Genomic DNA, 14,561 nt, shown 5'->3' on the forward strand with positions numbered 1-14,561 from the left:
GCCCTCGCCAGCGCGCAATGCATTCACGCCAGACGAAAAAAACCCCGGCAGCAGGCCGGGGTCAGTGTGTTGCAGGTGAGTTTTATTTTCGGGCCAATACCCATTCGGCCATCTGTTTGGCCTCGGCTTCAGTCACCGCATTGGCAGGCATCGGCACTTGCCCCCACACCCCTGCTCCTCCTTTTTGAATCTTGGTCGCCAGCTTGCTCACCGCGGCTTTGTCGCCTTTGTATTTGGCTGCCACTTCCTTATACGCGGGGCCGACCAGTTTTTTATCGACCGCATGGCAGGCAAAACAGGCCTTGGCCTTCATCACATCTTCTACCCCCGCGGCATGGCTCGCGGCGGCAATCAGTCCCATGGCCACCCCGGCCAGTACGGTGCTGCTTATCCCTTTCATGGCAGATCTCCTGTTTTGATCAATTCAACTGGCCCGGCGCAGTGGCTGCGCATGCATAAATTGTAAAGACAAGGCCGGCACAAGGGCCGCGGTGCGCGTTGCACGCGCAGCTTTGCGATTGTGCTGGCGAGCAGCATGGCATAATTCACCTTGAGCAAAAACGATCTAGATCAAAATCGCCCCGGAAAACCACGCGCCGCCGCCGGCATGCGCGACAATGGCGGCTCACCGCCCGAGATGCCCATGGACTATTTCCCCCTCTTTCTGAATTTGAAACAACAACCCTGCCTGCTGGTTGGCGGCGGGGAAATCGCGCTGCGCAAAATGCGCCTGCTAGCCAGCGCCGGCGCCGACCTCACCGTGGTCGCCCCGCAAATCTGCGATGAACTTTTAGCCGAAGTACGCGCCGGCCGGCTGAACTGGCGGCCCGGTGAGTTTTCACTCAGCCACATCGTCGGCATGCGGCTGGTGATTGCCGCCACCGATCAGCCGGTGGTCAATCAGGCCGTATTTGCTGCCTGCGAATCCGCGGGCATTTTGGTCAATGCCGTAGATGACCCGGCGCATAGCCGCTTTATCACCCCGGCGATTGTTGATCGCGCCCCGCTGACGATCGCGCTTTCCACAGGCGGTGGCGTGCCGGTGCTGGCGCGGCATCTGCGCGCCCAGCTCGAAGCGCTCATCCCGCATGGCTGGGGCGACTTGGCCCGGCTGGGGAGCGAGCTGCGCCCCCTGGCGAAAGAAAAACTACCCGATCCGGCCGCCCGGCGGGAATTTTGGGAAAACGTACTGGCCGGCCCGATCCCCGATCAGGTCTTTGCCGGCCAAGTGAACGCGGCCCGTAGCGCGCTGGAAGACGCTCTGCACAGCGGCCAGCCGCCGGTGCGCGGCGCGGTCTATCTGGTGGGCAGCGGCCCGGGCAACCCTGATCTGCTTACCTTCCGGGCGCTACGGCTGATGCAGCAAGCCGATGTAGTGCTGTACGATAATCTGGTGTCGCCGGCGATTATGGAGCTGGTGCGCCGCGATGCCGAGCGTGTGTATGTCGGCAAAAAAGCCAGCAACCACGCTTTGCCGCAAGAAGAAATCAACCAGCTGCTGGTGCGGCTGGCGCAAGCTGGCAATAAAGTGCTGCGGCTCAAGGGGGGCGACCCCTTTATCTTTGGCCGCGGCGGGGAAGAAATTGCCGAGCTGGCCGCGGCGCAAATTCCGTTTGAAGTAGTACCGGGCATCACTTCGGCCGCCGGCGCCTCTTGCTATGCCGGCATCCCGCTCACGCACCGCGATTATGCGCAATCGGTCACCTTTGTCACCGGCCACCGGCGCGCGACTGAGAGCGAGGCGGATAAACTGGAGCTCGATTGGGCGCGCCTTGTGAATCCACAAGAAACCGTCGTGGTGTATATGGGCGTAGCGCAAGCGGGGTATATTGCCGAACAGCTTATCCAGCATGGCCGTGAGGCCAATACCCCTGTCGCCATTATCGAGCGCGCCACCACCCCGCAGCAACGCGTGGTGATCAGCCAGCTCGCCACCCTCGCCGCCGATATCCACAGCGCCGCCATCAAACCGCCGGCCCTACTTATCATCGGCCATGTGGTGGAGCTGCATGGGCAGCTGAATTGGCGCCAGGAAGCGGCGAGCTAAAGCGCAGTCTGTATTCAGTCGTGAGCAAGCGCATCAATCAGCCCGCCTTTTGGCGGGCTTTTGTTTGCATTCACCCGCAGACGAATGGCCAACGCAAGGCCGCAATGTAAGTCTACCAGCCATGTAGCTCAGCGCCTGCCTAGGCAAGCGGCCTCCAGCAGCGCACAATGCCTTTATCCCTCGCTGCGAATCCCACTATGCCCTTACGTCACCTCAGCCAACTGTTTTTGCTTGCCGCCATCTGGGGCGCGTCGTTTTTGTTTTTGCGCGTGGCCGTACCGACGCTAGGGCCGGTGTGGCTGATTGCGGGGCGGATTGGCTTTGCAGCGTTGTTTCTTGGCGCCGTGGCGGCGCTGCTGCGGCAGGGTTTGCCGCTGGGGGAATGGCGGCATTTTCTGGTGCTGGGGCTATTGAATACGGCCTTGCCTTTTCTGGCGTATGGCTTTGCCGCCCGCCAGCTGAATGCCTCGCTGATGTCGATTTTGAATGCCACCGCGCCGATCTGGGGGGCGATCATTATGGCCAGCTTGCAGCGGCGTTTGCCCGCACGCAGCGTGATGCTCGGCCTTCTGCTCGGTATGCTGGGCGTCGCGGTGCTGGTGGGGTTTGATCGGGTAAGCAGCCAGCCCGGCGCAGCTTGGGCGATTGGCGCCTGCCTTGGCGCCACGCTGTGTTATGGCCTAGCCAGTAGCTATGCCAAACTCAAAGCCAGCCACCTCGCGCCGTTTAAGAGTGCGCACGGCAGTATGTGGGGCGCCACTTTGCTGGTGTTGCCACTCCTTACCGTGAGTAGCCCTGCGGCCAGCCCAACCCCGCTAGTGTGGGGCGCGGTGCTGGCGCTGGCGATACTCTGTACCGGCGTGGCGTATTTGCTGTATTTCCGTCTGGTGCGCGATATTGGCGCCGCCTCAACGCTAACGGTGACGTTTTTGATTCCGATTTTTGGGGTGCTTTGGGGGGCTTTGCTGCTGGGCGAGCATATCGGCAGCAATACGCTGGCCGGTGGCCTGATTATTTTGCTGGGGACGGCCTTGGTCACCGGCTTTAATCCGCTGGCGCGTTTGCGCGCGGCGCAGCCGAGCTAAGCGGTCGGCGTATAATCTGCTTTTTTGCGCGGAAAAAACGATGAATCTACTGGTTTGTGCCTTGATCGGCGTTGGCGCGGCGGCAGGCGCGTGGTTGCGTTGGGTGCTGGGCTTAGCGCTCAACCCCATGCTGGCGGGGATTCCGCTGGGCACACTAAGCGCCAACTGGCTGGGCGGCTATCTAATGGGCATTGCGCTGGGTCTCTTTAGCCAAACTGGCGTGCTGAGCCCCGAGTTACGCCTGATGGTCACCACCGGTTTTCTCGGCGGTTTAACCACGTTTTCGACTTTCTCCGCCGAAACCACCAGCATGCTACTGCGCGGCGAATACACGCTGGCGCTGGGCACCATTGCCCTGCATGTGTGCGGCTCGCTGCTGCTTACCTGGCTGGGGATTTTGAGCATACAATACGGCTTGGCCCGCTGGTAGCGCGCTAGTTAGTCGGCCGCCCAGCAGCGCTGATAGTCACCCGCGCGGTCATAGTCCTGCGCCTGCTTGAGCGGATTAAACCGCCGCCCGGCGCGCGGATCAGTGCCGCGGCCCGCCAGATACAGCCAGTTGCCCTGATTGCTGTAAACATCGTAATCGACCAGCTGCGCTTCAAACCACGCCGCGCCAGCGCGCCAATCGCCACCCAGATCATGCACCAAATAGCTCGCCACATTCTGCCGCAGCCGATTGGATAAATAGCCCGTCAGCCGCAGCTCACGCATGCCGGCGTCGATAAAAGGCTGGCCAGTCTGGCCCTCGCGCCAGTGGGCAAAGCGGGCTGGATCATGGGTGGGCGCAGGCGCGCTGGGGTTTAAACCGCTGACGCGATACAAACGCCGCCCATGCTGGCGGTGCAAATGGCGAAAATACTCGCGCCACAACAGCTCGAAATACAGCCATTCGCAGCCCTCATCTGCGCCACGCGCTTGCTCGCGCGCCGCCAGCCCCGCATAAATCTGCCGCACCGACAGCGCCCCGCTGGCTAGCCAAGCCGACCATTTACTGGAATACGCCGCACCCAACAGGCCATTACGCGTTTGCTTATAGTGGGTGGGCAATTCGCTGGCGAGATAGGCCTGCAAATAGCGCAGGGCCGCACTTTCGCCAGCGGCAAACTCGGGCAGATCAAAACGCAGCGCGGCACGCGGGTCTGGCGCAGCCGGGTGACTCTCGCGCCAGGCGGCTAAATCAAATTGCGACACTTGCGCCGCCCAGGCCGGCAGCGCCGGTAGCGCGCTGATCGGCGCCACAGGCGCAGCAGGTTGGCAGCCGGTGCGCGCCAATAATTGCCGAAAAGGTGTAAATACCTGCGGCAAGGTATCAGGGCGAAATGGTAAATCGGCCAGCGCAAACAGCCCCGATTGCCAATGCGGGTGCACTTGCCAGCCCGCCGCGCGCGCGGCCTGCAGCTCGGCTTCTTCGTCCGGCGCGGCAATCTCTTCGCACCAGAGCTCACAAGGCCAGCCTTGCTCCCGTAATTGAGCCTGCAGCTGGGCCAGCGCAGCAGCGGGCGGGCCGGCCAGAATCAGCAAATCACTACCCAGCGCACGCAGCCGCTGGCGCAAATCCAGCACCGTATCGGCCAGATAACGCAATTTCAACGCGCTATGGCGAGCAAAGCCCCAGGCGGTAGTGGGATTATCAGGCCACACCCACACGGGCACCAATTGCGGGCAAGCCGCCAGCGCCGCGGTGAGCGCAGGCTGATCGTGCAGGCGTAAATCATGCCGAAACCAATACACGCCACACGTTTGAGGCTGCGCCATGCTAGATACCCCGCCCTAGTAATAACTCAAGACCTATTAATACTAATAATTTCAAGCCCATACCCCTCATAAGTCATCCAGCTGCGCCAGATACCGCTCGGCCTGCGCCAAGGTGGCCGCTTGCTCTTGCGCCCCCAGCTTCTCCCAGCTGCGATAGCTCATCGCCAGCCGCGGGTTACGCGCTAACCCCTCGGCGTGGCGGGCATGAAAATGCCAATACAGGCTATTAAATGGGCAAGCCATCTCGCCGTGCCGCAATTTGGGCTGATAGGCACAGCCTTTGCAGTAGTCGCTCATCTTGCCGATGTAGCTGGCGGAACCGGCATAGGGCTTGCTGCCCAGCAGGCCGCCATCGGCGTATTGGCTCATACCGCGGGTATTGGGTAGCTCCACCCACTCGAAGGCATCGATATAAATTCCCAGATACCAGGCATCGACCTGATCGGGGTCGATGCCGGCCAGCAAGGCGAAATTGCCGGTTACCATCAGCCGCTGAATATGATGGGCATAGGCCATGCTGAGCGATTGGCCTATCGCATGGCGCAGGCAAGCCATTTTGGTTTGGCCATCCCAATACCAGCGCGGCAAGGGGCGCTGATGTTGCAGCACATTCAGCGCCCGATAGCCGGGCATACGCGCCCAATACACCCCACGCACAAATTCGCGCCAGCCCAAAATCTGCCGCACAAAGCCTTCCACCGTGGGCAGGCTCACCGCGCCGTGTTCATAGGCTGCAATCGCGGCTTGAATCACCTCCAGCGGGTGCAGTAATTTGATATTCAGCGCAAACGATAGCCCAGCATGAAAGAGGGTCGGCGAGGCTTGGCTCATCGCATCCTGATACGCGCCAAAATGCGGCAAGGCGTGCGCGATGAAATGGCGCAACCAATCTTGCGCCTCGCGCCGGCTCAGTGGCCAATTAAACGCGTCGGCCTGCGGCGCGCCCAGCGTGCGCACGCCCGCGGCGTTGATTTCCTGCCACAGTTCGCGTAAATCGTGGCGCGGCTGCGGCCAGCTGGGTGCGGGTGGATTGCCGGGCCAGCGCTGGCGATTGTCGGCATCAAAATTCCACTGCCCGCCCAGCGGCTCGCCCTCGGGCGTTAAGAGCAGCTGATATTGCCGGCGCATGGCGCGGTAAAAAAACTCCATCCGTGGGATTTTTTGCGCAAATTGCTGGCTAATCTGCGCCTGTTCGGCCAGAAAATGCTCGCTATCGACCACCTGATACGGCAAGCCCGACTGGGCGGCGAATTCGTTCAGGTGTTGCGCCACCCGCCATTCATCCGGCTGCTGCCATTCCAGCGTGCTGATCTGATGGCGCGCCAACAGCGTGGCCAGATTGGCGGCAAAGCTGTGATGATTATCCTCATCGCCCAAGCGCAGGTAATGCACGGCCATCCCGGCCGTCGCCAAGGCCTGCGCAAAGGCGCGCATGGCGGCAAAAATGCCCAGCACCTTTTGCGCATGATGCCAGGCGTAATCAGTTTCGCTGCGGATTTCCATCAGCACATACAGCGTATCGGCCTGCTCGGCCGGCGCACGAAACCAGCTATGCCGGGCATTGAGCTGATCGCCCAAAATCAGCCGCAGGCGGCGAAATGGCTGAGCCGTGGCAATGCGGGGTAAATCAGTTGTGTGCATCGCCGCCTCCCGCCCCGCGCGCGGCGCGGGCGCAACGCTGGCTGCAGTATTTAACTTGCGCCCAATCGCGCTCCCATTTTTTGCGCCAGCTAAATGGCCGCTGGCAGATCGGGCAGAGCTTGCTGGGCAATTGCGCTTTGGCCGACACGGCCGCGCGGGTTTTCGGTTTATCGGGCATGTTTACTCCAGCGCGAGCTCGGCATCGAGCCCACCGGCAAATAAATCGGCTTGTAGCGCGGCGGGCGGCGCTTTCGCGGTACCAGAACGCCGGCTGCGCCGCTGGGCTGGGCCCTGGCGGCTACCGTGTTTTTGATACACCGCTTGCGATAATTCGCGTAAATGCGGCTGGCTGCGCCGCCAATCACTGATCCGCTGCTTGGCCAGTTGCATTGAGCTAGCCCATTCCACCACCGGCCACGGATAATCGCGCCCCAGCATGCAGCCCGCTTCGCGCTGTATGCCTTCGGGCATCAGCCAGGGCTCGAAAATGCACCAATCGGGCACTCGCCGTAGCGGCGGTAACCAATGCCGCACAAATGCGCCGCGCGGATCATGCTCTTGCGCTTGCTTGATCGGGTTGTAAATACGCAGGGTGTTAATGCCGGTGACGCCCGATTGCATCTGCACCTGCGGGTAGTGAATGCCCGGCTCATAATCCAGAAACAGCCGCGCCAGATGCGCCGCCGGCTGCGGCCAGTGCAGCCACAGGTTGTAGCTGGCGAAACTGACCAGCATCGCCCGCATGCGAAAATTGATCCAGCCAGTGTGCCGCAGCATCGCCATGCAGGCATCGACCAGCGGGTAACCAGTTTCACCGGCGGCCCAGGCCTGAAAATACGCGGGGTTAAACTGGTTTTCCCGCAAGCCCAGATAGGCCGGGTTTTGCGCGAATTGCTCAAGCGCTGGCTCGGATTCGAGCTTTTGCATAAAGTGGCAATGCCAGTGCAAGCGGCTTTCAAAGCTGCGCAGCGATTGCGTCCAGCGCGTCGGGCTTGGGGCTTCGGCTTTCAGTTGCGCCGCCCGCCGCCGCGTAGCCTGCACCACTTCACGCAGCGACAGGCAGCCAAAACTTAAATACGGCGATAAGCGCGAACAGGCCGACACGGCCTTCAGCGGGCTGGAAATCCCGCCGCGATATTGCCCGCCCCGCTCCAGCAAAAATGCCTGCAGCGTATTCACCGCGGCGCGACGCCCGCCAGACTGGCGCGCTACAAAATCCTGGCCCTGTGCCGGCGTATCGGCCCAGAAATCGCCCGCAGTACCCGCCTCACCAACAGGCCAGCTGGGCCAAGCGGCCAGAGTCGCATCTTGCGCCCATTGCAGTTTGGGCGCGGGGTCGGCCACCATCCGCCCTTGCCAGTGGCGCTGCCAGTGATCACGATTGGCCAGCCGGCGCACGACCCCATTTTGTGGCCATTCTTGCCAAGGCACGCCAGCCGCGCGACACCACGCCGCCACCGCCCGATCGCGGGCAAAGCTGGCGAGATTGCCGGTTTCTTCATGCGAATACAGCCCAGCCAACGCCACCTGCTGCCGCAAAGCCTGTAAGGCCGGCACCACCTCGCCGGGATACACATACAGTCGCAAGCCGGCCCGCGCCAAATCATGCGCAAGCTCCGCCAAACATTCACGGGTAAACGCCCAATGCCCGGCGCTGTAATCGGGCTGCGCCTGCAGACTGGGCTCCTGGCAATACAGCACCACCACCGGCCCACGCTGGCTGGCTTCCCACAATGGCCAATGATCGTGCAAGCGCAGATCTTTTTTTAGCCACACCACATGCACCGGCATACCTGCCACGGTATATCCCCACAAGCTTTTCTAGATAATGGATACCACTACATACCCCAATGGTCTGTTTGGTCACCGGCAATAGCTACTAGCAAGAACAAACATATACCAATAAGTATATAAAATACTACACGGTAACAACAAAGCCTGCCAGCCAAGCCGGCAAGAAAAAACCCCGCCGAGGCGGGGCTTCGATGGAACAACAGAGGTCAAACCTCAGCAATTTCCGCGCGAACTTTGACTGCGATTGTATTCTTAGCCACTAGAGCATCCGCCGATGTAAGAAGAGAAATAACTGATCCCAAGTTCAGCTGTAGATGGGTGCGAACGCAGCAACGCTCAGCCGATTTGTGTGCGTTATCGCAGGGAGATGGATAGAATAAAAAAACCGCCAGCTGCAACTGGCGGTCTTGGTTGTATTAGCTGATCAAGCTAATGCAGATCAATATTAAAGAAGTGAGATCGAGTACCAAGGCTACGCGAGTAGTCTTGGCTGCTTTTATCACGGTCAGTTTGAGCATATGCACTCCGGTGAACGGCACAGTTGCCGCATTGGGATTGTGTCATAAGCTCTGAATACGCCCTAGGCCACCCAAAGCAGCCCACGGCGCATTTGCACGTTTATATGGCCGCACAGACCACATCGCATCATTCAATACTCCAATCAAAAAAAGCCCGCATTTCTGCGGGCTTCGGGGTGCTTACTGCTACTTGGTGCTAGGCGTTGCCAGACGCGGGGTCATTCCCACTCAATCGTTGCCGGTGGTTTGCCGCTGACGTCGTATACCACGCGGTTCAGACCACGTACTTCGTTGATGATGCGGTTGGATACGCGGCCTAGCAAGCTGTATGGCAGCTCGGCCCAGTGGGCGGTCATGAAGTCGCTGGTGACCACCGCGCGCAGCGCTACTACGTAGTCATAGGTGCGGCCATCGCCCATTACACCCACAGATTTCACCGGCAGGAATACGGCAAAGGCTTGGCTAGTGAGGTCATACCAGCTCTTGCCGGTTTTTTCATCGATGGTATTACGCAGCTCTTCGATGAAAATCGCATCCGCGCGACGCAGCAGGTCGGCGTATTCCATTTTCACTTCGCCCAGAATCCGCACACCAAGGCCTGGGCCTGGGAATGGGTGGCGATACACCATTTCTGGTGGCAAGCCCAGCGCCACGCCGAGCTGACGCACTTCGTCTTTAAACAGCTCGCGCAGTGGCTCCAAGAGTTTCAAGTTCATGTCTTCTGGCAAACCGCCAACATTGTGGTGGCTCTTGATCGCGTGCGCTTTGCCGGTTTTCGCGCCGGCTGATTCGATGACATCAGGGTAAATCGTGCCCTGAGCCAGCCATTTGGCGGTGGTCAGTTTGCCGGATTCTTGCTGGAAAACTTCAACGAATTCGCCACCGATGATTTTGCGTTTGCGTTCTGGGTCGGTCACGCCAGCCAGTTTGCTCATGAATTGTTCAGTCGCATCTACGCGGATCACTTTCACGCCCATATTGCGCGCGAACATGTCCATCACCATATCGCCTTCGTTCAGACGCAAGAGGCCATGATCCACAAACACGCAAGTCAGCTGCGAGCCAATCGCACGGTGAATCAGCGCCGCAGCCACTGATGAATCCACACCGCCCGACAGACCAAGGATGACTTCTTCGTCGCCGACTTGCTCGCGGATTTTCTTCACCGCTTCGTCGATGTAGTTCGGCATGGTCCACGATGGCTTGGCATTACACACATGCAGCACAAAGCGGTGGATCATTTCGGTGCCGCGTTTGGTGTGCGTCACTTCGGGGTGGAACTGTACGGCGTAGAATTGGCGCGCTTCATCGGCCATTGCCGCGATTGGGCAAGATGGGGTTTCAGCGATCACGTTAAAGCCGGCTGGCAGTGCCGTTACTTTGTCGCCGTGGCTCATCCACACATCGAGGAAACCATTGCCCGCCGCGTCTACCCGGTCTTGCAGGCCTTCAAATAATTTTGAGTGATGACGGGCCTGGATTTCGGCATAGCCAAATTCGCGCTTGTCGCCCGATTCAACTTTACCGCCCAAGGTTTGCGCCATGAACTGCATGCCGTAACAGATACCGAGAACTGGAATGCCCAATTCAAACAATTTTGGATCTGCTTGGTAATCCGACTCGTACACCGAGTTCGGGCCACCCGACAGGATAATCCCTTGCGGATTAAAAGCCTTGATCTCTTCCAGTGACATATCGAACGGGTGCAGCTCACAGTACACATGCGCTTCGCGCACGCGACGGGCGATCAGCTGGGTCACTTGCGAGCCGAAATCAAGAATCAGAATTTTATCCATGCCGTTTTCATCCAGAGGTGGGCGGTAAAACACGCCATTTTACCGCGCTATTGCCATGCAGGCGAGTTCATTGGTCTGCGCGCCCAATACCCAAGCAGGTATACCACCCGAAAGCTCATCAAAAATAGCCTTCGGGCCTATACCCCAGGGGATCATTTAGCTTGCCACACTTCGCGAATCAGCTGATCCAGCGCCGGGCCCGCTTTGGCGGCCTCGGGGTGATTCACGATCCCCACCACGGCCCAATTGCGCCCTTGCCGATCACGCACATAACCAGCCACCGCCCGCACATCGCGCAGGCTGCCGGTTTTGATATGTGCCTGGCCAGCCAGCTCGCCAAGGCGTTTTTTCATCGTGCCATCCAGCCCAACCAGCGGCAGCGAGCTAATAAACTCGGCGGCATACGGGCCGCGCGCGGCTTCGCGCAGCAATTCGGCCAAATGGCGCGCGCTAATGCGCTCGCTGCGCGAGAGACCCGAGCCGTTTTCCAGCACCAGCTCCGGCCAGCGCAACCCCGCCTGCTGCAGCGTATCGCGGATGGCGGTGGCGGCTTTGTCATCGGTGTAGTTGCCCGCCACATTGCTCTCGGCGCCGATGGTGAGATACAGCTGGCGCGCCATCAGGTTATTACTGAATTTATTAATATCGCGCACGGCGCTCACCAGATCGGGCGAACGGCTGCTGGCCAGCCGCTGCGCGCCGGCGGGGGTGGTGGCAAATTCGGTTTTACCCGAGCCTTTGCCGCCATTGAGGTACCACAGGTGCCAGAACAAAGCCTGGGTGTAGCTTTGCGGATTCAGCACCGGCACATAGCGTTCGGCCTGACAGCCGGGTGGCATTTCGCCCACATACTGCACCAGAAACTCCGAGCCACTGACCTCGCCCATGCGCTGCTGCACGCGCTTGGCCCATTCGGCGCAGTTGCCGCCGCTGCCAATCGCTAGCTGATTGCTCACCCGCACCTGATTCAGTGGCGGATCGACCCGCATCTGCACGCGCTCGCCGGTGGAATCAAAATTAATCCGCAAGGTGCGAAAATTACTAATCAGCGCATCTGGCTCAACCAGAAATGCCCGCTCGGTATCGCCGTCATCATCGTATTCGTTGCGCTGCGGGCTGCGCTGAAAGTAGCTCGCATCCAGCACCAGCGGGCCGGCGATGTCATCGACCCCGGCCGCGCGTAATTCACGCACCAGCAGCCACATCCGTTCCAGCGTGATTTTGGGATCACCCCGCCCCCGCAGATACAGCGGGCTATTTAGCACGCCTTTCACCGGCGCCTGGGTGGCCAGCAGATCAGTTTGCCATTGCCAGCTAGGGCCAAGGCGCTGCAGCCCCGCCCAAGTGGTGAGTAATTTCATGGTTGATGCCGGGTTGCGCGCCTCATCGGCTAAATGCCATTGCGCCGCGCTGGCCGGCCCATCCAGCGGCAGCACCGCCACGCTAATGGCGCTGCTGGGTAGATTGGCCGCCTGCAGGCTACTGGCTACTTTGGGCGACAATTGGGCACTGGCCCAAGGGCTAAGGATCAAGCCGGCCACACAGGCCAGCGTAGACAAACGGCTCATGTATTACTCCTGACGGCCAGCAGGCTGGCCTCGTGTTAATTCAACACCTTCATTCCAGCGCAGATTCAATCTACGCGCGGTACGCTTGCCATTTGGCCGGTTAATCGCTTGCAGCCGCAGATGCTGCATCGCGGGCGGCTTGGCGCGCACGCCAGGCTAAATGCTCGGCGCGATAGGCGTGCAAAGCTTCGGCATAAATATCAAAAATACAGGGCACGCAGCCACTGGTGCAGCATTCTTCCAGTGCTGGCTCATGCGGGGCTTGTGGCTCGGGATCATCCTGCGCCGTGGCTAAGCTGGGATCAGCGGGGGGATTCAGCATTTTTCCTTCTTCCTTCAAGCAAGGCTCAACCATCGCAAACCGATCTGTTAGAATCGCGCCATGGCCTATCAAGTACTCGCGCGCAAATGGCGCCCTAAAACCTTTGCCCAACTCGTTGGGCAAGAGCATGTGATCAAAGCCCTCGCCAATGCGTTTGCCAGCGAGCGACTGCACCATGCTTATTTGCTGACCGGCACGCGCGGGGTGGGCAAGACCACCATCGCCCGGATTATGGCCAAGGCGCTGAACTGCGAAACCGGCATAACTTCCGAGCCGTGTGGCGTGTGTTCGGCCTGCACCCAGATTGATGCCGGGCGCTTTGTCGATCTACTGGAGATCGATGCGGCCTCCAATACCGGCATTGATAACATCCGCGAAGTACTGGATAACGCGCAGTATGCCCCGACAGCCGGGCGGTTCAAAGTGTACATCATCGACGAGGTACACATGCTGTCCAAATCTGCCTTCAACGCGATGTTGAAGACGCTGGAAGAGCCGCCAAGCCATGTGAAATTTATTCTGGCCACTACCGATCCGCAAAAAGTGCCGATCACGGTGCTCAGCCGCTGTTTGCAGTTTTCGCTGCGGCAAATGACGCCGCAGCAAGTCTCTAGCCATCTGCATAAAGTGCTGCAAGCCGAGCAAGTGCAATTTGAGCCACTGGCGCTCAATCTGCTCGGCCATGCGGCCAATGGTTCGATGCGCGATGCGCTCTCACTACTTGATCAGGCCATTGCCCACGGCGCTGGTCAGGTAGAAGAAGCCGGCGTGCGCGCCATGCTGGGCGCGGTGGATCAAAGCTATCTGTTTGAATTACTCGCCGCGTTGGCCGCCCATGATGGGCCGGCGCTGCTGAATACCGCCAATGAAATCGCCAAACGCGGTCTGTCTTACGAAGCCGCGCTGCATGAGCTGGCGCATGTTTTGCACCAAGTGGCGCTGATTCAAGCCGTGCCCGGGGCGCTGGCCGATGATTTGCCGCAATTGGCGCAAATTCAGGCCGCGGCCGCAGCGCTGAGCCCTGAAGACACCCAGCTGTATTATCAAATCGCGCTGCACGGTCGCCGCGATTTGCCGCTGGCTCCGGATGAATATGCGGGCTTCACCATGACGCTGCTGCGCATGCTGGCCTTTGCGCCGGCCAGTGCCGAGCAGTTGCCCGCAAGCCCAATTCAGCCGGCCCCGACCCCAGGCCTGAGCGTACCGGTAAGCCCAAGTACAGCAGCTACGCCTGCTGCGAGCGTAGCGATTGCAGCAGCCGCGCCTAACGTGGTGTCACCGGAAGCGGCGGCAGTGAATCCAGAGGCAGTTCATCCGGTTGCAGTGAATCCGGCTGCTGTGGCTCAAGCATCAGCAGCACCCGTCGCCCCCTCGGTCGCCGCACCAACAGCCCCAAGCGCTCAAGCCACATCACACTCACCGGCCCCAGCCCCCAGCCACGCTGCCGATGAGCCACCACCGTGGCATGTTGAAGCTGCTGCGGCGCTGTATGACGAGCCGGCGAGCTACACCCAAGTTGCTGCGCCCGTTGTAGCACCTACAGCTGATCCAGCCCCAAGCCAAGCCCCTACTGAGCTATCGAGCGACATGCCCGTAGCCGCCACGCCTAGCGCCCCACCGCCGCCGTTTAATGGCGACTGGCGCGCCTTGGTGGTGCAGCTCAAGCTCGGCGCCGCCGGCATGCTAGCGCAAAACGCCGAATTGCAGCACTACGCCGATGATCATTTCATGCTGCAAGTCAGCGAAGAGCATCGGGCAGTATCCGGCCGCGATTATCAGGAAAAACTCCGCCTCGCGCTGAGCGAGCATTACGGCCGTGACATCAAATTGACCGTACAGATTGGTACGCTTAGCGGTGAAACTCCGGCCGCCATGCTGGTGCGCGAAAACGCCCAGCGGCAGGAAAATGCCGTGGCGGCAATCCAGAACGACCCGTTTATTCAAACCCTAGTGCGGGATTTTGGCGGCATGATCGACGCAGATTCGATCAAACCACTGTAAAACCCGCCCTGTTTATCACCAAAAGGAAGCA

12 protein-coding genes are annotated in these 14,561 nt (G+C 60.0%); 4 read left to right on the plus strand and 8 right to left on the minus strand.

Annotated elements, in window-relative coordinates; all coding sequences use genetic code 11:
• Window positions 1-82: 82 nt before the first annotated feature.
• On the minus strand, window positions 83-400 hold the full coding sequence (locus L991_RS11245; protein ID WP_028448774.1) for a c-type cytochrome: 318 nt from the start codon (window positions 398-400) through the stop codon (window positions 83-85).
• A gap of 150 nt (window positions 401-550) precedes the next feature.
• Between L991_RS11245 and cysG the strand changes: the two genes are divergently transcribed.
• From cysG to crcB, 3 genes are all read left to right on the plus strand, one after another.
• Window positions 551-2,047, plus strand: a complete 1,497-nt coding sequence (cysG, locus tag L991_RS11250) for a siroheme synthase CysG (RefSeq protein WP_255350788.1) — start codon at window positions 551-553, stop codon at window positions 2,045-2,047.
• 167 nt (window positions 2,048-2,214) lie between these two features.
• Complete coding sequence (locus tag L991_RS11255) at window positions 2,215-3,132, plus strand: DMT family transporter (protein WP_197053871.1); 918 nt, start codon at window positions 2,215-2,217, stop codon at window positions 3,130-3,132.
• A 40-nt stretch (window positions 3,133-3,172) separates the two neighbouring features.
• Window positions 3,173-3,562, plus strand: a complete 390-nt coding sequence (crcB, locus tag L991_RS11260; protein ID WP_047395395.1) for a fluoride efflux transporter CrcB — start codon at window positions 3,173-3,175, stop codon at window positions 3,560-3,562.
• Between the two features lie 8 nt (window positions 3,563-3,570).
• Here crcB and L991_RS11265 read toward each other — a convergent pair whose 3' ends face one another.
• The 7 genes from L991_RS11265 to L991_RS11295 all read right to left on the minus strand — a co-directional run bounded on the left by L991_RS11265 (window position 3,571) and on the right by L991_RS11295 (window position 12,529).
• A complete protein-coding gene (locus L991_RS11265) occupies window positions 3,571-4,890 on the minus strand; it encodes a DASH family cryptochrome (RefSeq protein WP_047395398.1) in 1,320 nt (439 codons plus the stop codon).
• 66 nt (window positions 4,891-4,956) lie between these two features.
• Window positions 4,957-6,531, minus strand: coding sequence for a cryptochrome/photolyase family protein (locus L991_RS11270; protein WP_052190829.1), 1,575 nt, complete (start codon window positions 6,529-6,531; stop codon window positions 4,957-4,959).
• A complete protein-coding gene (locus L991_RS11275; RefSeq protein ID WP_047395402.1) occupies window positions 6,518-6,709 on the minus strand; it encodes a DUF2256 domain-containing protein in 192 nt (63 codons plus the stop codon). Before L991_RS11275 ends, L991_RS11270 begins: the two co-directional genes overlap by 14 nt.
• Window positions 6,710-6,711: 2 nt before the next feature.
• Entirely contained in the window at window positions 6,712-8,322 is a 1,611-nt protein-coding gene (locus L991_RS11280; protein ID WP_052190830.1) for a cryptochrome/deoxyribodipyrimidine photo-lyase family protein, read from the minus strand.
• A gap of 739 nt (window positions 8,323-9,061) precedes the next feature.
• Window positions 9,062-10,639, minus strand: a complete 1,578-nt coding sequence (gene guaA, locus L991_RS11285) for a glutamine-hydrolyzing GMP synthase (protein ID WP_028448768.1) — start codon at window positions 10,637-10,639, stop codon at window positions 9,062-9,064.
• Window positions 10,640-10,791: 152 nt separating this feature from the next.
• Window positions 10,792-12,207 (minus strand): D-alanyl-D-alanine carboxypeptidase/D-alanyl-D-alanine-endopeptidase, encoded by a 1,416-nt coding sequence (gene dacB / locus L991_RS11290; RefSeq protein ID WP_047395405.1) that lies wholly within the window; start codon window positions 12,205-12,207, stop codon window positions 10,792-10,794.
• Between the two features lie 100 nt (window positions 12,208-12,307).
• Complete coding sequence (locus tag L991_RS11295) at window positions 12,308-12,529, minus strand: oxidoreductase-like domain-containing protein (protein WP_047395406.1); 222 nt, start codon at window positions 12,527-12,529, stop codon at window positions 12,308-12,310.
• A gap of 60 nt (window positions 12,530-12,589) precedes the next feature.
• On the opposite strand from L991_RS11295, the gene dnaX reads away from it, so the two are divergent.
• Window positions 12,590-14,530: a DNA polymerase III subunit gamma/tau gene (dnaX, locus tag L991_RS11300; RefSeq protein WP_047395409.1), complete on the plus strand. Its 1,941-nt coding sequence runs from the start codon at window positions 12,590-12,592 to the stop codon at window positions 14,528-14,530.
• Window positions 14,531-14,561 lie beyond the last annotated feature (31 nt).

It is taken from the genome of Chitinibacter sp. ZOR0017 (assembly GCF_000799095.1).
In the GTDB taxonomy this organism is placed as follows: domain Bacteria; phylum Pseudomonadota; class Gammaproteobacteria; order Burkholderiales; family Chitinibacteraceae; genus Chitinibacter; species Chitinibacter tainanensis.